Raw genomic sequence first — 18,923 nt, 5'->3', positions numbered from 1 at the left:
ATTAAGTTGCATTTACAGACAAGTGATACAATGATACCTGAACTTGCCTCACGATGTAGAATTATCAATGTGTATGCTTTATTTCAACAATAAAGGCATCCTTATACTGGCTTTGACGCATCTTCGCTCTTACTCGCTCGGCTAATTTGCGATTGGAATATGGACCAATCCTTAATTTTTGCCACGCGCCTGAATGAACAACAACTGCCTGATAACCTTGTTTGACAAGTGCTTGGCGTTGATGCTCTGCAATCACAGTGTCCTTAAAAGCAAGTAATTGTACATAAAAGTTGTCCGGTTGCACGAGTGTTCGTGCTTTTTTCTGCGAACTTTCTTTTTCTTTGTCTTGCGAATCTTTCCGAAGTGGACTCAACGCGACCTTTTTCACGGCTTTAGGCGCACTTGGATCAATCAATGTCACTCTCACTTTCGCCGTTCCGTGCGAGAGAATACCCAGCTTGTAGGCTGCCGCATAAGATAGGTCAATAATGCGGTTACTATGAAAGGGGCCGCGATCATTCACTCGTACAATGACCGATTTATTATTAGATAAGTTCGTTACACGGACATAACTTGGCAGTGGCAGGTGTTTATGGGCGGCACTCATCGAATACATGTCATAAATTTCACCATTAGAGGTTCGATGTCCCTGAAACTTTGCGCCATACCATGAAGCCATTCCGACTTGTTGGTAATGTTTTATCCCCACCCATACCTTATAGCGTTTGCCATTGACGGTATAATCTTTATTGCCTGCTCGACTCAGTGGTTCGACATGAGGATAAGCATCTTCGAGTGAACTTAACTTGGGGGGATTTGTTGGATAGGCATCTCGACTCATTGAGTAACGTGATGGTTTACTGGCGCAACCGACCAATAACAGCGCTAGCAGGGCGAGAATGCAATAATCACGGTTTATACGCATGTTTTAATTTTTGACTCAGTTGATAGACGGCCATCGCATACAACGGGCTGGTGTTGTAGCGGGTAATGACATAAAAATTATGAAAAGTGAGCCAATATCCGTCTTGGTCAGCTTGGGTTTTTAAGGCCAACACATTTACGGGCGTTGTTGGAGCCAGTTGTTGGGCACTGATTGCGCCTTTTTGGGCAAGCTCGCGCCATTGGTAGGGTGTTTCCCGTTTGCGATTAGCTAGATTTGTAAGTTCTTTACTTGCATTATCTAGTGGTTCAACCACCGGCTGCTGGTATTGCCAGTGATGCTGATGAAAATAGTTAGCAACACTGCCGATGGCATCAGTGGGATTATGAATAATATCGCGTTTACCATCTTTGTTAAAATCAACGGCGTAGTGCATATAACTGCTAGGGATGAATTGCCCATAGCCCATTGCCCCAGCATATGAGCCATCGATTGTGCGCAAATTCCATCCTTGTTGGTGACTTAACTTAACAAACGATGCAAATTCGCGACTAAAAAATTTACCGCGTCTGGGGTAGTGAAAACCGAGGGTGTAGAGTGAATCGAGAACTGGGTATTGGCCCATAAATCGCCCATAGCGGGTTTCGACGCCAATGATAGCAACAATAATTTGCGCAGGGACTTGGTAGGTTTTTTCGGCCCGAGCTAAAGTTTGAGCATGTTCTTTCCAGAATTTAACGCCTTGTTCGACTCGAGAATCAGTCACGAATAATTTCTGATAACGATACCAGGGTTTTGCTTCGTAGGGGCGATTAATAGCTTTGATCACACCCGGATCCTGTTTGGCTTGGGCTACCGCATCGCTGAGTACTTTTAAAGGGACTTTTGTTTGTTCACTCAGTGTTTTCAGGCGAGCGAGCGTTGCATCATCTATCGTTGCTGCTACAGCCGTTTGACTAAGCCATAGCGAAGCTGTCGCTAGAGCCCAGAAGCATTTTCTCATACACTACTCCTGTTACAGTTATTGCGCGTAAAATTTCTTGTGGGTCTGAATAGACATCAACATGCCAAATCCGGCTAATAAAGTTACGATCGAGGTTCCCCCGTAACTTACCAGAGGTAAGGGAACACCTACAACGGGTAATAATCCACTAACCATACCTATATTAACAAAAACGTAGACAAAAAATGTCAGAGTGATACTACCTGCAAGTAATCGTTCAAAGGCATTTTGTCCCTGAATTGCAATGTACAAACCGCGGCCAATAATATAAAAATAGAGTAATAACAGGATGCTAACCCCGATGAGGCCAAATTCTTCAGAAAAGACAGCGAAGATAAAATCAGTATGGCGCTCTGGGATAAAATCAAGTTGGCTTTGTGTTCCATGCATCCATCCTTTCCCGAAAATTCCACCAGAACCAATGGCGATTTTCGACTGGATGATGTGATAACCAGCCCCGAGAGGATCACTTTCTGGATGTAAAAATGTCAGCACTCGTTGGCGTTGATACTCATGCATCAAGAAAAACCACAACACTGGAATAAATGATGCGACAGCAACAAGGGCAGCCAAAACTAATCGCCAGCTCATACCGGCTAAAAACAACACAACTATTCCAGATACAGCAACTAAAAGAGCGGTTCCCAAATCCGGTTGCTTGGCAATAAGTAAAGGCGGAGAAAGCGCAATCGCTAAACCGATTAACAAATTTTTAAAGCGAATCGGGAGGGGATGTTGACTGACGAATCGCGACACCATTAATGGCACTGCAATTTTCATAATTTCAGATGGCTGAAATTTAAATAATCCTAGATTCAGCCAGCGTTGTGCCCCTTTACCAATATGGCCAATAATTAACACTGCAACCAGCATCATGAATCCGGCAAGAAAGAGCGGAGGAGCCCAGCGACGGTATGTATCTGGCGGAAACTGGGCTAAGACAATCATTACTACGATAGCAAGCAGAATACGCATCCCTTGCCGAGTCACCATGGCTCGGCTTTCACCACTGGCACTGTATAAAATGAATCCGCCCAAAATCAATACCGCTAAAAGGCCAATAAGTAATGGCCAATCGATATGCAATTTCCACCAAATAGATTCGCGTTGTTTGGTTGTGGCTTTACTCATGGCTAGTTGACTCCGGGTTACGTGCAAAATAGCTATCAAAAAGGCGACGGGCAAACATAATTGCAGGATAACTGCTACCGGCGTTCTGAAGAGCAACCGAGGCAATGATCTTTGGATGTTTAAATGGTGCATAGCCGACAAACATTCCGTTATCGCGGTGACGTTTAGCTAAGTCTTTTCGAATAGCCTCTCCATCGGCTCGGCTAACTAACTGTGCTGTCCCGGTTTTACCTGCAGCCACATAGTCGGCACCTAAAAATGCGCGATGCGCTGTTCCGTGTATGTCATTGACGACGGCATACATACCATTTTGCGCAATAGTCCAGTTTTTGGGATTATGTAACTTAATTGGTTTTCGAATATCTGGCGGGACTTCGATTTTTTGGCCATTGGCGGAAACACTATTCAATATCCTTGGTGTAATAACTTTGCCATTATTGGCTAAGATATTAATCGCTTCAGCTAATTGAAGGGGGGTTGCGGTCCAGTATCCCTGACCAATTCCAACAGAAATGGTATCCCCTTGCCACCAAGGTTGATGGTAGCGCATGTGTTTCCACTGACGACTCGGCATATTGCCTTTACTTTCTTCATGGATATCAATTCCGGTGTATTGGCCAAATCCAAATTTACTCATGTAGTTATGGATGGTATCTATACCAGTGTTGTAGGCTAGCCAATAAAAGTAGGTATCGACACTTTCTTCAATCGCTTTATGCACGTCTACCCAGCCATGTCCCCAACGTTTCCAATCTCGGAATTTTCGCTTGGTATTCGGAATTTGGAACCACCCAGGGTCAAAGATTTTCTCAGTCGGGGTGATCTTGCCTGTTTCCAATCCCATTATCGCGAGTAATGGCTTAACTGTTGACCCCGGTGGATATGTGCCTTGTGTGGCACGATTAATCAGTGGCCGATTTTGTGATTTTAGTAACTGATTATAGGCTTTAGAGCTAATTCCGTTCACAAAGGCATTCGGGTTATAGCTTGGACTGCTGGCCATAACCAAGACACCACTATCTTTGGCATCTAAAAGAACAATTGCACCGCGTTTACCCTTAAGCATCGACATCGCTTGTAATTGCAGATTAATATCAATATTTAAATACAAATCTTTGCCTGGTACCGGTGGGACTACTTTTAAAGTACGAATAATACGGCCCCGATTGTTCACTTCAACTTCTTGGTAACCGGCTTTGCCGTGTAAAAGCTGCTCATAGTATCGCTCAATGCCACGCTTACCAATGTTTCGAGTCGCTGTGTAGTTACTGAGTTGACCTTCGGCATCAAGGCGTTGCAGATCACTGGTATTAATGCGCGAGACGTAGCCAACAACATGGGTAAGTGCATCACCATAAGGATAATAGCGAGTCAGGTGAGATTCGATACTAACTCCGGGGAATTGATACTGATTGACACTAAACTTAGCCACTTGTTGGTCATTAAGTTCACTCATCAATACCACTGGTTTGAAACGTCGGGTGTGCTTAAGGTCTTTGTAAAACTGGGTGACCTCATCATCAGGAATATTTAGTAGCTTATTCAGTTTATCGACAGTGTCATGAATATTCTTGACGTCTTCCGGGATTAACTGTAGGTCAAAGGAGGGCCGATTTTCTGCTAGCAGATACCCATTGCGATCATAAATTAGTCCGCGAGGTGGAGCGATAGGTAACACATTAATTCGATTATCATTAGAACGTGTAGTGTACTGTTTGTATTGTTTTACTTGCAGGTAATAAAGATTGGCAAACAAAACGCTCAGTAAAACGATCACAAAGATCAGACAGAATAACACGCGGCGCATAAATAACGCCGACTCGGCACTATGATCTCGAAGGGCTATACGCTTTTTTAGCATACGCGTAGGCTACTCCCGATGATATGGATGGTTAGCAGTAAGGCTCCATGCGCGATACAGACTTTCTGCCACAACAATCCGAACCAACGGATGCGGGAGTGTCAAATTAGATAATGACCAGTGTTGCTCCGCAGCATTAATACATGCCGGAGATAACCCCTCTGGGCCACCAATTAGCAAACTGACATCACGGCCATCCATTTTCCAGCGTTCCAGCTGTTTGGCCAGTTTGGGAGTATCCCAGGCTTTGCCTAGAACTTCCAGACAGACGATACGGTTGCCTTTTTTAATGGCCGCCAAAGTCTGTTCCCCTTCTTTTTCAAGAATGCGCCGAATATCGGCATTCTTTCCACGTTTGCCAGCATGAATTTCAATAAGTTCTAACTCAAGATCCTTCGGAAAACGTCTTGCATATTCCTGATAGCCCTGTTCGACCCAAGCTGGCATCTTGGTACCGACAGCAATGAGCTGTATTTTCATCCGACCTGTGACTCAGCTTGTGGTTTCCATAATTTTTCTAATTGATAAAAGTCACGGGTATCATCTTGCATAACATGCACGACAACGTCACCTAAATCAACCAGAACCCATTCGCCTGCATCGGTTCCTTCGCTGCCAATAATGTGTACATCTGCTTGTTTGGCCTGCGATAAAATATTATGGGCAATCGATTGGACATGACGTTTTGAATTACCACTACAAATCACCATATGATCGGTGATAGAAGATTGCTGTTGAACATCTAAGACTGCGACATCGCGGCCTTTCATATCTTCAATTTTATCGACGACAAATTTGACGAGTGCTGTTGTCTGCACCTAATAAACTCCATGGTTAATATGACCGTTTTAGTATATCACGGGTTAACTTTAATCGTTAACCCGTATTCAATGACAGATATTTACTGAATTAGTTCTAAATGAGTTCTGTTTTTAATGGTGATTATCTAGGGACTGTTGACCTTTCGTGATTAGTTTTGCAGAAATCTGAGAGGAATTTAGGCAAGGCAAACGTTGTGCCGTGTAGTTATTCTCCACAAAGAACGTTTAACGCTGGATAAATTCCTCTCAGATACTGCCCTTGGGGTTCATTTAAACGCATCCTGAACTTTGTTGCCCCCTGCTTGCTTAACTCATTAAGCGACGCAGGGGGCGCCGCGTTCAAAATGCGTTTAATTTGAACAAAATTCAACCACCAAAGGTCAACAGTCCCTAGGCGCTGTTGCGCTTTTCAGTATGCTTTGAACAAATCTCAACCGCAAAGCTCAACAGTTCCTAGTCAGTTACAAATAAAGATGGTGCTGTTGGATATAGTCAAAAACGCTAGAGGGTAAGGTTTTCTTGGCATTGTTTGGATCGCACTGTAACTGCTCGCGAATAGATGAAGAAGCCATATCAAAAGGTTCTAATTCGGTCAGCCATATTTTGCCACAAGGCAGCTTGGTTAGTTGCTCTTTATTATCTGCCTGATGAGCATGATAAAAATGAGCGACAGATTGATTGAGCATCAGTTTATAGCCGGGCCGAGCAAATACAGCTAAATGGGCGTGAGTGGTTAGCTGCTGCCAGTTTGCCCATTTATCCAGCGCTTGAAAAGAATCCATTCCCATCGCAAAGATAATTGAGTCCTGTGGGTAGCGTGCTCGAAAAGCAGCGAGAGTCTGGCTGGTATATGAAGGGCTAGGGCGTTCGATTTCATAGCGTTCTATTTGCAGGTTTGGATACTCCTGAATGGCCAGTTCTAGCATTTCCAAGCGATGTTTGTCCAAAGTGTTGGTTTCATCTTTAAGAGGGGAACGCCAAGCTGGCATTAAGAAAGCTGTATCTAACTGCAATCGCGTACGAAGTTGTTCTAAGCTATTTAAATGGCCGTGATGGATGGGGTCAAATGATCCTCCCAAATATAAGCGAGAATTAGGCACTACGAGGGCTCCAAGTGGGAGATAGAAAAATAAGTAACAATGCTACAAATTGATTCCAACTATCGCTGTGATGGACGTCTTTAATGGCTTTATCAAGCGTGGCAAGCTGCCATCGCGCAGATTGAATTTGACTGATATTCAAGTTTTGCGCTGCTTTTAAAAGCAGAGGCTGGCGTTTATTCCAAATTTTATAGTGTTTGAAAATGAGGGCAGCTGGATGGCCTTGCTTGATTTTTTCAATCGCCTGCAGGTCTTTATCGAGCAACCAATTAAATAAAGTGAGTTCATCACCTTGCTGATTGATTTGTCGAGCAATTTGTTCAGCACGGTTAATATCTCCCATCAGCAAAGTATCGACTAGTTGATATTGGGTAAATTGACCTGAGTTAATGAGCGTCTGTTCAACCTGCTCAACACTAGTCTGACCATCCGGATAAACCAAATGAAGTTGCTCAATCACCTGATTGAGAGCCAGCAGATTACCTTCGTAGTAACTGAATAATAATTCGCTAAGTTCGTTACAGGGGCAAAGTTGATAGCCATCTAAACGGTTCTTAATCCAACGTTTAAGCTGTTGGCCTTGGGGGGTATTAGTTTGAACAATTAAACCGTATTGATCTACCCAACGAGCCCAGTTTTGTTGGAGCTGATTTTTCTTAAGTGCAGGGGTCATCAGTAATAGACAGATATCCTGATGAAGGATGTTGCTTAATTCATTTAACTGCTGTTGGGCTGTTTTGTCTAAGCTCTTTTCAAAATGGATTTCTAATAGTTTAAGTGGGCTAAACAACGAAAGTTCTTGAACCTGACTAAAAATATGTTCCCATTGAAAATCGCTGTCATAAAGAAACGATAACCGTTCGACATTTCCAGCTGCGAGTACGTGTTGACGGATCGTTTGCGCTGCTTCTTGTGATAACAAACTATCGTCACCACAAACTAAATAAGCCGGAACAACTTGTTTGAGTTGTCCGGCTAATTGTTCCGGATAGACTTTCATATCAACTAATGAATAGCGGCCAACTGGCGAATGATCTGCTCTGCAGCCATATTAGTCATTTCCTCGCTGATCAAATCCTGTTCGCGCATTTTCGCTAAAGCTTGTTCAGAGTCTTTGGTAAAGTCGCGATGCAGTTGAACTTGAATAGGGTATTGCTGATTATTTGGCATCGTTACAGTACCACTGACTTCATAACTGAGTTCACTTTCAGCATCACTACCATCTGAATAAACCGATACAACTCGGCTTGAACGCTTAGGTGAGCCCAGACTAAAAATAGGGACATTAGCACTTGGGTTATTCACCAGTTGCACATTATTACTTTTAAGCTTTTCTTTTAAAGCAAGTGTTAAGGCACTGTATGGATCTGGGCTGGCCAAATAAAGTTTATGAAATTTAGTATTAATCAAATAGTTATCACGCAGATGAAACCCACAGGCCGATAACAATATAATACTTAACGCCAATATCCCTAATTGGCTAATCCGTTTTGCCAGATGACTTACAAGTGCCCCAGAAGGGCACTGATTAACGTTACTCATTGAGCTATATCTCGCTTAATTGGCTACGATATTCAGAAGCTTACCTGGAACGTAGATGACTTTGCGAATCGTTTTTCCCTCGATAAAGCGAGCCGCGTTTTCGTCTTCCATGGCTAGTTTCTGGACGGTGTCTTTGTCTGCATCTGCCGCGACGGTCAGCTTCGCCCGCAGTTTCCCGTTGACCTGAACAATAACCAGCTTGGTTTGTTCAACCATCGCCTCTTTGTCAGCAACAGGCCAAGGCGCGGTTTCAATTGAATCACTGTGGCCGAGCTCTTGCCATAATACATGACAAATATGAGGCGTAATGGGGCTCAACATTAAAATGACTGCCTGCATTGCTTCATATCCAATCGCTCGAGTTGTAGCATTGCTGTAATCTTGTTTAGTAATTCGGTTCATCAACTCCATAATAGCAGCAATTGCTGTATTAAAAGTTTGACGGCGACCAATATCATCACTGACTTTTGCAATGGTTTTATGGAGTTCACGGCGCAGCTCTTGCTGGTCTTGGCTTAATGCTGTTACATCATAAGCTTCATTGCTGCCGGCGCTGGTTAATTCATAGCACTGACGCCAAATACGACGTAAGAAACGGTGTGCACCATCGACAGCTGAGTCTTGCCATTCCAGCGTTTGCTCTGCAGGAGCGGCAAACATCATAAACAGGCGAACGGTATCTGCGCCATACTTTTCGACCATCAATTGTGGGTCAATACCATTATTTTTCGATTTGGACATTTTACTCATGCCCGCATATTCAAGTGATTGACCGGTCTGCGCATGGGTTGCTTTGGTGATACGCCCTTTGTCATCGCGCTCAACCTGAACATCTAATGGTGAAATCCAATTCTGTCCGTTTTTTTCGTCTTCAAAATAGAATGCGTCGGCTAATACCATGCCCTGTGTCAGCAGCCGTTTAAACGGCTCATCAGATTCCACTAGACCTGTATCACGCAGTAATTTATGAAAGAAACGAGCATAAAGCAGATGTAAAATTGCGTGTTCAATTCCACCAATATATTGGTCCACTGGTAACCAATAGTTTGCGGCTTTCGGATCGAGCATCACTTCGTCACTGGTTGAGCAGAATTTTGCATAATACCAGCTCGATTCCATAAATGTATCGAAGGTATCGGTTTCGTGAAAAGCTTTTTCGCCTTTATAAGTCGTTTCTGCCCAGCTTGGATCTGCTTTGATTGGCGATTTAACACCGTCCATTTCCACATCTTCAGGTAAAATGACGGGCAGTTGGTCTTCAGGAACTGGAACGACATCGCCATTTTCCAAATTTAGCATAGGAATGGGAGATCCCCAGTAACGTTGCCGCGAAACGCCCCAATCACGTAGTCGATAGTTTACTTTTTTCTCACCCTTGCCCTGAGATTTTAACTCTTGAGCAATGGCATCAAAGCCTGCTTGAAAGTCTAAACCGTCAAATTGACCTGAATTAAATAGTGTTCCTTTCTCGGTATAGGCCTGTTCCGACAAATCGGGGGCTTGACCTTGCTCATCAAGGATCACTGCTTTTAATGGCAGATTATATTTGTTGGCAAATTCAAAATCGCGTTCGTCATGAGCTGGCACGGCCATAACAGCACCTGAACCATAATCCATCAATACAAAATTTGCGACCCAGATTGGCACTTCCTCGCCTGTGAGCGGATGAATTGCTTTCAGGCCAGTATCCATCCCTAGCTTTTCCATCGTTGCCATATCTGCTTCGGCAACCTTGGTGTTTTTACAATGCTCGATAAATTCAGCCAGTTTTGGGTTAGTTGCGGCTGCTTTTACGGCCAGTGGATGGCCTGCGGCAACACCGACATAGGAGACACCAAAAATTGTATCTGGGCGAGTGGTGTAGACTTCAAAAGAGTCTTGTTCGCCAGCAACAGTAAATTTGATTTCAACCCCTTCGGAGCGTCCAATCCAGTTACGTTGCATGGTTTTGACCTGTTCAGGCCATTCATCCATTTGGTCTAAATCGTTCAGTAACTCTTCAGCATAGGCGGTAATTTTGACAAACCATTGTGGGATCTCTTTTTGCTCGACGAGCGCTCCTGAACGCCAACCTCGACCATCTACGACCTGTTCGTTAGCCAAAACCGTCTGATCAACTGGATCCCAGTTAACCGTGGCCATCTTTTTATAAACCAGCCCTTTTTCATAAAGCTTGGTGAAGAACCATTGTTCCCATCGATAATACTCTGGTCGACAGGTCGCAATCTCACGATCCCAGTCGTAACCAAAACCCAGCTGTTTGAGCTGTTTTTTCATGTAATCGATATTTTCGTAGGTCCATTTTGCCGGTGCCGTTTTGTGCTTAATTGCAGCATTTTCGGCAGGCAAGCCAAAGGCATCCCAACCCATCGGTTGCAGAACATTTTTGCCCTGCATCCGTTGATAGCGAGAAATGACATCACCCAGTGTATAGTTACGCACATGCCCCATGTGTAATCGACCACTTGGGTAAGGAAACATACACAGGCAATAAAATTTTTCTTTACCGGGTTGTTCGGTGACTTTAAATGTCTGTTCTTGTTCCCAATTTTTTTGGACCTGGGGTTCAATGTCGTGCGGGTTATATTGCTCTTGCATGGGTGTTCATTTCCGGAAATTTAGATTGTTCAAAATGAATCTGGTCATAAGCCCTATAGGATACTGGCTCCTTGCCCAGACAACAATAGCTACAGGTTCTACTGGTACGATAATCTGCTTCTTTTGCTGTAATTTGCATCAGTAGTGAGGCTAATCCAACCTGTTTTGTGGTGAATTTTTCACACGTTTAGCCGCCATCCAATAGCCTATAAGCGCGATGATAAATAAAATGTAAATCGGCCACAGACCAATACGTTGATAGATACTTTGGCCTGTCGCTGGGATAATGGTGCCATTGAGAGCTAATGTTTTAAACATCGGCAATTCTGCACTAATTTCTCCATGGCGATTAATTAATGCGGTTATTCCTGTATTAGTCGCCCGTACGACCGGGCGTTGAAACTCAATGGCTCGCATCTGTGCTATCTGCAAGTGTTGCGCTGGACCAATGGAGTGACCAAACCAAGTATCATTACTGATGGTTAAAATCGTATCAATATCTGGCTTCATCATGGCATTTAGCTCGGTGCCAAAGGCAATTTCGTAACAGATAGCGGACAGCCAATGGTGACCTTTGACCTCTATCGGTGGTTGGTCTGGTTTGCCCCGCGAAAAATTGGACATCGGCAGATCAAAAAGCTTTGCCAGAGGTCGCAATATAGAGGCAAATGGGACAAATTCGCCAATTGGTAATAAATGGCGTTTGTAATAACGGTCTGGACCGTTGTATTGGTATGGCTGACTCTTGGCGACATCTGCTGTTTTTTGGCCCAGTACAACCAGCGCATTGTAATATTGTTGCGTTTGTTGATTCTGATGGATAATACCGGTGATGAGGGTTTGATGTCGCTGGGTCAATATGTGATCCATTGTTTTAAGGTAATCTTTAGCCTCGTATTCGGTAAATGGTAGTGCCGATTCTGGCCAGACCACGATATCTGCTTTGCTATCCCGTGTCATTTTCCAGTAACGATTTAGAGTCGGGATGCGATTGGGCGCCGCCCATTTTGTCGCAATTGATTCATTCCCCTGTACCAGCGTTACGGAGAGCGGTTTTTCCGCGTGAGTCAATGTCACATTTTTCAGTACGGTGCCCAAGGCAAAAGCAACAACAATGATGCTAAGGGCGATGAGTCCTTGACGCCTACTAGTGGATTTTGTAAATGAACACAAAGCGCTATAGAGCGCAGCTGCAACCCATAAAACGATAACACTCACACCATAAACGCCCACAATACTGGCAAAGTTTGCCAGAGGTGTACTCACCTGACTATATCCGGGCATCAACCATGGAAAACCAGTGAGTAGACGAGCTCTTAACCACTCTCCAACCATCCATGCGGCAGGAAAAGCCAAATAGCGAAAAGCAGCGGAGCGAGGGTAAGGCCATTTACAGGCTAAATAACAAGCCAGTGCCGGGAACAGCGCTAGATACAATGCCAGCACAAAAACTAACAAGTAACTAACCGTCAGCGGAATGCCACCAAATAGATACATACTGACATGGACCCAGCGCAAGCCAGTACAAAAAAGGCCTAAGCCGAAGAATAAACCAATCCGAAAAGGTGCTTGCGAGTGCTCAAGGCAGTATATGAGCCCGGCAAAAGAGACAAATATGATTGGCCACAACTGATAAGGTGCAAAAGAAAATGAAGCAATTGCCCCGGCAATTAATGCAATAAGGCAGGCCGGTAAAGTTTTCAGCACGACAACTGTTCCTCTTTAGATAAGATAAAGTGCAGATGAGTCTAACCGAGAAAGGCAGGTAAATGCCAATAATTGCGAAAAGTTATGAGATGAAAAAGCCTAAAGCAACGGGCGATGCCATGCGTTAGGCTTGGTCTATCGATTTGAGTCTTTAACTATCAACCGATGAATGTTTGACTAGTTCAGGAATCGTGACCTGAATCTGAATCACGCGGCGGCGATCAGCGCTACTTACTTTAAATAAATAGCCATCGATCGTTATTTTTTCGCCTCGGGCGGGGAGGTGGCCAAAGGCGTGCGTGACGAGCCCACCGATTGTGTCAACCTCTTCATCCGCTAACTGCGCGTTAAAAGCCTCATTAAAATCTTCAATGCTAGTCAGGGCATTGACAGCAAATGTACTGCTGTTAATTCGCCGGGTGTTCTTTCGCATCTCTTGGGCTTTAACAAACTCATCTTCGATATCACCGACAATTACTTCAAGAATATCTTCAATGGTAACAAGACCGGAGACCCCTCCAAACTCATCAACCACAATCGCCATATGGTAACGCTCTGAGCGAAACTCTTTGAGTAATTTATCTAAGCGTTTACTCTCAGGGACAACTACGGCTGGGCGTAGAATTTTAGATAGTTCTAGTTTGTGGTCGTGCTGGTCAAAGCCATAAAGTAGCAGATCTTTGGCTAGCAAAATTCCTTCGATGTGGTCTTTATCTTCATTTATGACCGGAAAACGAGAGTGGCCAGCATGAATTATAATCGGTAAAAATTGTTCAACCGTATTGGTAATATCGATAGTGATCATCTGTGAACGAGGGATCATAATGTCCCGAACCCGAAGGCTGGCAACTTCTAAAACTCCTTCAATCATTTCAGTCGTGCTTTGATCGATTAAATCACGCTCGTTGGCATCCTGAATGACGTCCACTAACTGTTGTTTATTTTGCGGTTCGCCTTGTAGCCACTGGCCAACTTTATCAAGCCAAGATTTGGCAGAACCGCTTCCAGAATGAGAATTTTCGTCGCTCATCAGTGACTATAATTCCTTATCAAGCAAATCTTCATAGGGATTTGCAATTCCAAGAGTGGCTAAAATATCGACTTCTAACGATTCCATCTGTTGTGCTTCATCATCTTCTATATGATCATAACCTAGCAGATGCAAACAACCGTGTACAACCATATGTGCCCAATGATGTGATAATGGTTTTAACTGTTCGTCTGCTTCGGACTCGACAATGACCTTACAGACCACTAGGTCCCCTAACAGGTCAGTTGTAATTCCAGCAGGAGCGGTAAACGGAAACGACAATACATTGGTAGGTTTATCTTTGCCCCGGAACTGAAAATTTAGGCTTTGACTTTCATTCGGTTCAACAATACGAACTGTCAGTTCTCCTTCGACCTTGCATGCTTTTAAAGCTTCACTAGCCCAAAGAGTAAGTTCTTCTTCTGCGGGAATATACCCGTTTTCTTCGCAGGCAATTTGCCTGTCTACAATTGCGTTCATTTAACGGTCATCTTGTTGCTGATTGTCACGTCGTTGGGATTGATCGAAGGCTTCATAGGCTTCGACTATTTCCGCAACCACAGGGTGGCGCACGACATCAGCTGATTTAAAGAAATGGAAACTTAATGAATCTACATCACGTAATACTCGAATGGCATGACGTAGCCCAGAACTTTGGTGCCTTGGCAGGTCTATCTGGGTGATATCACCAGTAATGACTGCTTTGGAGTTAAAGCCAATGCGAGTTAAGAACATTTTCATCTGCTCAGTCGTGGTGTTCTGGCTTTCATCAAGGATGATGAAGGCATCATTGAGGGTGCGTCCACGCATATAAGCGAGCGGTGCGATCTCAATGACCGAGCGTTCAATTAACTTTTCAACGCGTTCAAAACCCAGCATTTCAAATAAGGCATCATAAAGTGGGCGTAGATAAGGGTCGACTTTCTGACTTAAATCGCCGGGAAGAAATCCCAGTTTTTCGCCGGCTTCGACCGCTGGGCGAGTTAATAGAATGCGGCGAACTTCTTGGCGTTCTAGGGCATCAACTGCGCAGGCTACCGCCAGATAAGTTTTGCCGGTCCCAGCTGGGCCAATGCCAAAGGTGACATCATGATTTAAGATGCGGCCAATGTAGTCAGCCTGATTGGGGGTTCGTGGCTTAATAACACCGCGTTTGGTTGTAATCGTGGTCTGTTTTTCGTGGTAACGAGTTTCCTGAGCCTGCTCTAACACACCACTTTCTTTAATTGCCAGATGAACTTGCTCTGGTTCTAGATCTGGTACGCCGTGTCCCTTCATCGGCTGTGTATCAACATATAACTGTTTTAAAATGGATTGGCCCGCTTCGGCGTGAGTCGGTTGCCCCACAAGCGTGATATGTTCATTGTGATAGGTGATTTCAAGGCCCAATCGGCGCTCTATTTGGCGCAAATTGTCGTCAAACGGGCCAAATAAGCTGGCCAGGCGTTTGCTGTCGGCTGGTTCTAAATTAAATTCGAGAGTCTTTAAGTTTTTCGTCAATGTTTATCAAAGCCGTTTCGGCATTGCTCCTAAGCTTATAATAGAGATGCCGTTATATGGCATCTCTGATAAGTTATGGGGTAAAAGTAGTGACCCCTAGTTCATTGGGTTGCTCAGTGGTATTTTTATTGATGATCGCATTTGGCGTCGTATGTACGCGTAAGTCCATTTGCGATTCATCCCGCACCAGCTTACCGCGTAATGAATTAGGAAACACATCCGTAATTAACACATCTACAAACTGACCAATCAGTTCGGGATGACCTTCAAAGTTTACAACCCGATTATTCTCGGTTCGACCACGCAACTCCATCGGATTTTTCTTGGATGGTCCTTCCACCAGAATTCGCTGCTCGCTATCAAGCATCCGGCGACTGAACTGCATTGCATGCTGGTTGATGCGGTCTTGAAGAATGTACAACCGCTGCTTTTTGGTCTCTTCGGTAACGTCATCGGGTAAATCTGCAGCCGGTGTCCCAGGACGAGGGCTGTAAATAAAGCTGAAACTCATATCGAAATTAACTTGCTCGATCAGTTCCATTGTTTTGGCAAAGTCTTCGTCGGTTTCCCCGGGGAATCCAACAATAAAATCAGAACTAATTTCGATATCCGGACGTGCCTTACGTAATTTACGGATAATCGATTTATATTCTAATGCGGTATGAGGCCGCTTCATCAGTGTTAAAATCCGATCAGAGCCACTTTGTACCGGCAGATGCAAAAAACTGACTAGTTCTGGTGTGTCTTTATAGACTTCCACAATATCGTCAGTAAATTCAACTGGATGGCTGGTGGTATAGCGAATCCGGTCAATCCCATCGATGCTCGCAACATAGCGTAACAGCTCTGCAAAACTACAGATGTTGCCATCGTGCATGGTGCCACGATAGGCGTTCACATTTTGCCCCAACAGGTTGACTTCACGCACGCCTTTCTCGGCTAATGTAGCTATTTCATAGAGCACATCGTCCAGTGGCCGACTAATTTCTTCCCCGCGAGTGTAGGGGACAACACAAAATGAGCAGTATTTATTGCAACCTTCCATGACCGAAACAAAAGCCGAAGGGCCTTCAGCTCGTGGCTCTGGCAGACGATCAAATTTTTCGATTTCCGGGAAGCTGATATCTACAACTGAACCATGTTCTTGACGGACTTTTTTAATCATCTCGGGTAAACGATGTAAAGTTTGTGGTCCAAAGACGATATCGACAAATGGGGCACGTTCGCGAATAGCCGCACCTTCTTGAGAGGCAACACAACCCCCAACACCGATGACGAGTTCAGGGTTACTTGCTTTTAAATTTTTCCAGCGTCCCAACTGATGGAACACTTTTTCCTGAGCCTTTTCGCGGATGGAACAGGTGTTGAGCAACAGCACATCCGCTTGCGCGGGATCTTCTGTGAGCTCATAGCCGTGAGTTGCATCCAGCAGTTCTGCCATTTTGGATGAATCATACTCGTTCATCTGGCAGCCCCAGGTTTTTATATGCAGTTTTTTGGCCATGCTTTCACTCAGTTTGTTTATAGGTCGAAAATGGAGACGTATTTTACTTTTTTCAAGTCCCACTGACTAGGGAATGTTGTTCTTTTGTGATTCTTTTTGCAGCAATCCGAGGCGGATTTTAGGCAAGGCAGACGTTTGCAGTGTAACCATCAGCCAAAAAATAACGTATAACGCTGGATAAGTTTGCTTCAGATACGGCCCAGCGAGTTGACTTAAATGCACTTTGAACTTTGTTGTCTGTTTTGGCTTAATGCATTAAACATCCTCAGAATACGATCCGTTCAAAATGCATTTAATTTGAACAAAATTTAACCGCTAAAGCTCAGCTTTCCCTAGAGACAAAGCCATGTCACTTGCTAAGCTTATGAAGTTTAAACCAATATCATATTTTGTTGATGCTATTGTAAATGTGAATGCCCTCAGTTTGTCGCATATAGATGAAAAAGATAGCGTTGGGATATGTGACCTATCGTAGTAAACTAATAGCTATCAACCATTTGTTCCAAAGATTATGCAACAATACGATATCGTCGTGGTCGGTGGCGGAATGGTCGGCGCCGCCATCGCTTGTGGATTTGCCATGCAGCAGCGTAAAGTGGCAATGATTGACCCTTCAACTCCGGCTGCGTTTGACCCACACTCGAGGCCAGATTTGCGTTTATCCGCTTTTAGTTTAGGTAGTGAGCGGTTACTTCGTGAACTTGGTGCTTGGCCATTTATCGAAAAGATGCGCCTGACGCCATATATCGGGTTGCAAACTTGGGAAGCGGGACAAACTGATAAACTTAAATTTGACTGCCACGAGGTCGGGCAGGATCACTTAGGCTACATGATTGAAAATCGCATCGTCCAATTGGCTCTATGGCAGCGCTGTCGCGAACTTGGGGTAACGCTATTGCCATGGAATGATTGGCAGCTGACTCAGACACCAACGCATGCCACTTTGACCTATCAGCAGCAGTCAATCCGAGCATTGCTGGTAGTTGGCGCTGATGGAGCTAAATCTACCGTTCGACAGCAGACGGGGCTTGGTATTACCGGGTGGGATTATCGACAACGCTGTTTAAGTATAAATGTGAAGTTCGCTAAGGCTCCAGAACGCATTACCTGGCAGGAGTTTTACCCTAGCGGCCCTCGCGCATTGTTGCCATTGTATGATGATTATGGAACCTTGATTTGGTATGACCAGAGCGCTCGGATTAAATCACTGCAAGGGTTAAAGGCAGATGCTTTAAAAACTCAGATCCAAGCGGCTTTTCCAGCGCTTGAAGGTGAGTTTGAACTGCTTGATTGGGCTAACTTTGCATTGGTTCGTCGGCATGTTCATCAATATTTTAAAGGCCGAGTGGTTTTAGCGGGTGATAGTGCGCATACAATTCATCCGTTGGCAGGGCAGGGGGTGAATATTGGTTTTAAGGATGTTGCAACTTTGCTTCGCATCTTTAAAGAGCACTCTTTAAATGAGCCCTTTGAAACTTTGCTTGTGAAGTATCAACGTCAGCGTAAGTGCGATAATTTATTGATGCAGTCGGCGATGGATCTATTTTATAAGGGGTTTTCTCATCCACATTCACTCGTTAAAACAATTCGTCGTGCGGGGATCATTGTTGCTGAGCATGCTGGCGTGGCTAAGACTAAGGCACTGCGTTATGCCTTGGGGATCAATTGATTGAATGAACGTATATGGATAAGGTGCAATGAGTTTAGTGCCTTATCTTAAATAATTTTGATAAAAAATATAAATAATTTAGAGAAATAAAAAAGCCTGTCATAAACAGGCTTTTTTAAAAAATGGTGGCAGGGGTAGCTGGACTCGAACCAACGAATGACGGAATCAGAATCCGTTGCCTTACCACTTGGCTATACCCCTACAGGACTCTTGCGAGATGCCGATTGGCGGAAATTATAATCATCACGATTTGCCAGTCAACCGGTTTTCAAATTTTGAATTTTATCAAACAACTGTGCTACATAATGGTGGCTATGGCGGGACTTGAACCTGCGACCCCAGCATTATGAGTGCTGTGCTCTAACCAACTGAGCTACATAGCCAGTTTGGCAGGGGTAGCTGGATTTGAACCAGCGCATGACGGGATCAAAACCCGTTGCCTTACCACTTGGCTATACCCCTGTATAAAAAAACCCCTAAATATTTCACCAGGAGTATGGCAGGGGTAGCTGGATTCGAACCAGCGCATGACGGGATCAAAACCCGTTGCCTTACCACTTGGCTATACCCCTAC

At 44.3% G+C, this 18,923-nt stretch carries 16 protein-coding genes and 4 tRNA genes; 1 reads left to right on the top strand and 19 read right to left on the bottom strand.

Annotated elements, in window-relative coordinates; genetic code table 11:
• Positions 1–64: 64 nt before the first annotated feature.
• The 15 genes from EV690_RS03825 to miaB all read right to left on the bottom strand — a co-directional run bounded on the left by EV690_RS03825 (position 65) and on the right by miaB (position 16,680).
• Positions 65–925 (bottom strand): septal ring lytic transglycosylase RlpA family protein, encoded by an 861-nt coding sequence (locus EV690_RS03825; RefSeq protein WP_131911612.1) that lies wholly within the window; start codon positions 923–925, stop codon positions 65–67.
• The gene (gene mltB / locus EV690_RS03820; protein WP_131911611.1) at positions 909–1,886 is read right to left on the bottom strand and encodes a lytic murein transglycosylase B; all 978 of its coding nucleotides are present in this window, start codon (positions 1,884–1,886) and stop codon (positions 909–911) included. The genes EV690_RS03825 and mltB overlap by 17 nt, the downstream gene beginning before the upstream one ends.
• Positions 1,887–1,904: 18 nt before the next feature.
• On the bottom strand, positions 1,905–3,017 hold the full coding sequence (gene rodA, locus EV690_RS03815) for a rod shape-determining protein RodA (RefSeq protein WP_131911610.1): 1,113 nt from the start codon (positions 3,015–3,017) through the stop codon (positions 1,905–1,907).
• A complete protein-coding gene (mrdA, locus tag EV690_RS03810) occupies positions 3,010–4,878 on the bottom strand; it encodes a penicillin-binding protein 2 (protein WP_131911609.1) in 1,869 nt (622 codons plus the stop codon). Before mrdA ends, rodA begins: the two co-directional genes overlap by 8 nt.
• 9 nt (positions 4,879–4,887) lie before the next feature.
• Positions 4,888–5,358, bottom strand: coding sequence for a 23S rRNA (pseudouridine(1915)-N(3))-methyltransferase RlmH (gene rlmH / locus EV690_RS03805; protein ID WP_131911608.1), 471 nt, complete (start codon positions 5,356–5,358; stop codon positions 4,888–4,890).
• A complete protein-coding gene (gene rsfS, locus EV690_RS03800; RefSeq protein WP_131911607.1) occupies positions 5,355–5,696 on the bottom strand; it encodes a ribosome silencing factor in 342 nt (113 codons plus the stop codon). Before rsfS ends, rlmH begins: the two co-directional genes overlap by 4 nt.
• A gap of 464 nt (positions 5,697–6,160) precedes the next feature.
• The gene (gene nadD, locus EV690_RS03795; protein WP_131911606.1) at positions 6,161–6,799 is read right to left on the bottom strand and encodes a nicotinate-nucleotide adenylyltransferase; all 639 of its coding nucleotides are present in this window, start codon (positions 6,797–6,799) and stop codon (positions 6,161–6,163) included.
• Positions 6,792–7,799, bottom strand: a complete 1,008-nt coding sequence (gene holA, locus EV690_RS03790; RefSeq protein ID WP_131911605.1) for a DNA polymerase III subunit delta — start codon at positions 7,797–7,799, stop codon at positions 6,792–6,794. Before holA ends, nadD begins: the two co-directional genes overlap by 8 nt.
• A 5-nt stretch (positions 7,800–7,804) precedes the next feature.
• Positions 7,805–8,341: an LPS-assembly lipoprotein LptE gene (locus EV690_RS03785; protein ID WP_131911604.1), complete on the bottom strand. Its 537-nt coding sequence runs from the start codon at positions 8,339–8,341 to the stop codon at positions 7,805–7,807.
• A gap of 15 nt (positions 8,342–8,356) precedes the next feature.
• The gene (leuS, locus tag EV690_RS03780) at positions 8,357–10,939 is read right to left on the bottom strand and encodes a leucine--tRNA ligase (protein WP_131911603.1); all 2,583 of its coding nucleotides are present in this window, start codon (positions 10,937–10,939) and stop codon (positions 8,357–8,359) included.
• A gap of 150 nt (positions 10,940–11,089) precedes the next feature.
• Positions 11,090–12,646 carry an apolipoprotein N-acyltransferase gene (gene lnt / locus EV690_RS03775; protein ID WP_131911602.1) on the bottom strand — a complete coding sequence of 519 codons (1,557 nt, stop codon included), beginning with the start codon at positions 12,644–12,646 and terminating at the stop codon, positions 11,090–11,092.
• 151 nt (positions 12,647–12,797) lie between these two features.
• Positions 12,798–13,676 (bottom strand): CNNM family magnesium/cobalt transport protein CorC, encoded by an 879-nt coding sequence (gene corC / locus EV690_RS03770; RefSeq protein WP_131911601.1) that lies wholly within the window; start codon positions 13,674–13,676, stop codon positions 12,798–12,800.
• A gap of 6 nt (positions 13,677–13,682) precedes the next feature.
• Positions 13,683–14,156, bottom strand: a complete 474-nt coding sequence (ybeY, locus tag EV690_RS03765; protein ID WP_131911600.1) for an rRNA maturation RNase YbeY — start codon at positions 14,154–14,156, stop codon at positions 13,683–13,685.
• Positions 14,157–15,176, bottom strand: a complete 1,020-nt coding sequence (locus tag EV690_RS03760; RefSeq protein WP_131911599.1) for a PhoH family protein — start codon at positions 15,174–15,176, stop codon at positions 14,157–14,159.
• Between the two features lie 73 nt (positions 15,177–15,249).
• Complete coding sequence (gene miaB / locus EV690_RS03755) at positions 15,250–16,680, bottom strand: tRNA (N6-isopentenyl adenosine(37)-C2)-methylthiotransferase MiaB (RefSeq protein WP_131911598.1); 1,431 nt, start codon at positions 16,678–16,680, stop codon at positions 15,250–15,252.
• Positions 16,681–17,191: 511 nt separating this feature from the next.
• On the opposite strand from miaB, the gene EV690_RS03750 reads away from it, so the two are divergent.
• Complete coding sequence (locus tag EV690_RS03750) at positions 17,192–18,349, top strand: FAD-dependent monooxygenase (RefSeq protein WP_131911597.1); 1,158 nt, start codon at positions 17,192–17,194, stop codon at positions 18,347–18,349.
• Positions 18,350–18,475: 126 nt separating this feature from the next.
• Here EV690_RS03750 and EV690_RS03745 read toward each other — a convergent pair.
• From EV690_RS03745 to EV690_RS03730, 4 genes are all read right to left on the bottom strand, one after another.
• Positions 18,476–18,550: transfer RNA gene (locus EV690_RS03745), tRNA-Gln, on the bottom strand.
• A gap of 105 nt (positions 18,551–18,655) precedes the next feature.
• Positions 18,656–18,732, bottom strand: a tRNA-Met gene (locus EV690_RS03740).
• Positions 18,733–18,736: 4 nt separating this feature from the next.
• Positions 18,737–18,811: transfer RNA gene (locus tag EV690_RS03735), tRNA-Gln, on the bottom strand.
• Positions 18,812–18,846: 35 nt separating this feature from the next.
• A tRNA-Gln gene (locus EV690_RS03730) sits at positions 18,847–18,921 on the bottom strand.
• Between the last annotated feature and the right edge of the window lie 2 nt (positions 18,922–18,923).

Source organism: Celerinatantimonas diazotrophica (genome assembly GCF_004339545.1).
GTDB lineage: Bacteria > Pseudomonadota > Gammaproteobacteria > Enterobacterales > Celerinatantimonadaceae > Celerinatantimonas > Celerinatantimonas diazotrophica.
The sequence above is the reverse complement of the archived record's forward strand: the minus strand, read 5'-3'. Positions and strand labels throughout refer to the sequence as shown.

Coding starts and splice junctions, on each gene's coding strand:
- ybeY (WP_131911600.1), bottom strand. CDS start 14,156: ATGAACGCAATTGTAGACAGGCAAATTGCCTGCGAAGAAAACGGGTAT.
- mrdA (WP_131911609.1), bottom strand. CDS start 4,878: ATGCTAAAAAAGCGTATAGCCCTTCGAGATCATAGTGCCGAGTCGGCG.
- leuS (WP_131911603.1), bottom strand. CDS start 10,939: ATGCAAGAGCAATATAACCCGCACGACATTGAACCCCAGGTCCAAAAA.
- mltB (WP_131911611.1), bottom strand. CDS start 1,886: ATGAGAAAATGCTTCTGGGCTCTAGCGACAGCTTCGCTATGGCTTAGT.
- miaB (WP_131911598.1), bottom strand. CDS start 16,680: ATGGCCAAAAAACTGCATATAAAAACCTGGGGCTGCCAGATGAACGAG.
- EV690_RS03785 (WP_131911604.1), bottom strand. CDS start 8,341: ATGAGTAACGTTAATCAGTGCCCTTCTGGGGCACTTGTAAGTCATCTG.
- rodA (WP_131911610.1), bottom strand. CDS start 3,017: ATGAGTAAAGCCACAACCAAACAACGCGAATCTATTTGGTGGAAATTG.
- corC (WP_131911601.1), bottom strand. CDS start 13,676: ATGAGCGACGAAAATTCTCATTCTGGAAGCGGTTCTGCCAAATCTTGG.
- holA (WP_131911605.1), bottom strand. CDS start 7,799: ATGAAAGTCTATCCGGAACAATTAGCCGGACAACTCAAACAAGTTGTT.
- EV690_RS03750 (WP_131911597.1), top strand. CDS start 17,192: ATGCAACAATACGATATCGTCGTGGTCGGTGGCGGAATGGTCGGCGCC.
- rlmH (WP_131911608.1), bottom strand. CDS start 5,358: ATGAAAATACAGCTCATTGCTGTCGGTACCAAGATGCCAGCTTGGGTC.
- EV690_RS03825 (WP_131911612.1), bottom strand. CDS start 925: ATGCGTATAAACCGTGATTATTGCATTCTCGCCCTGCTAGCGCTGTTA.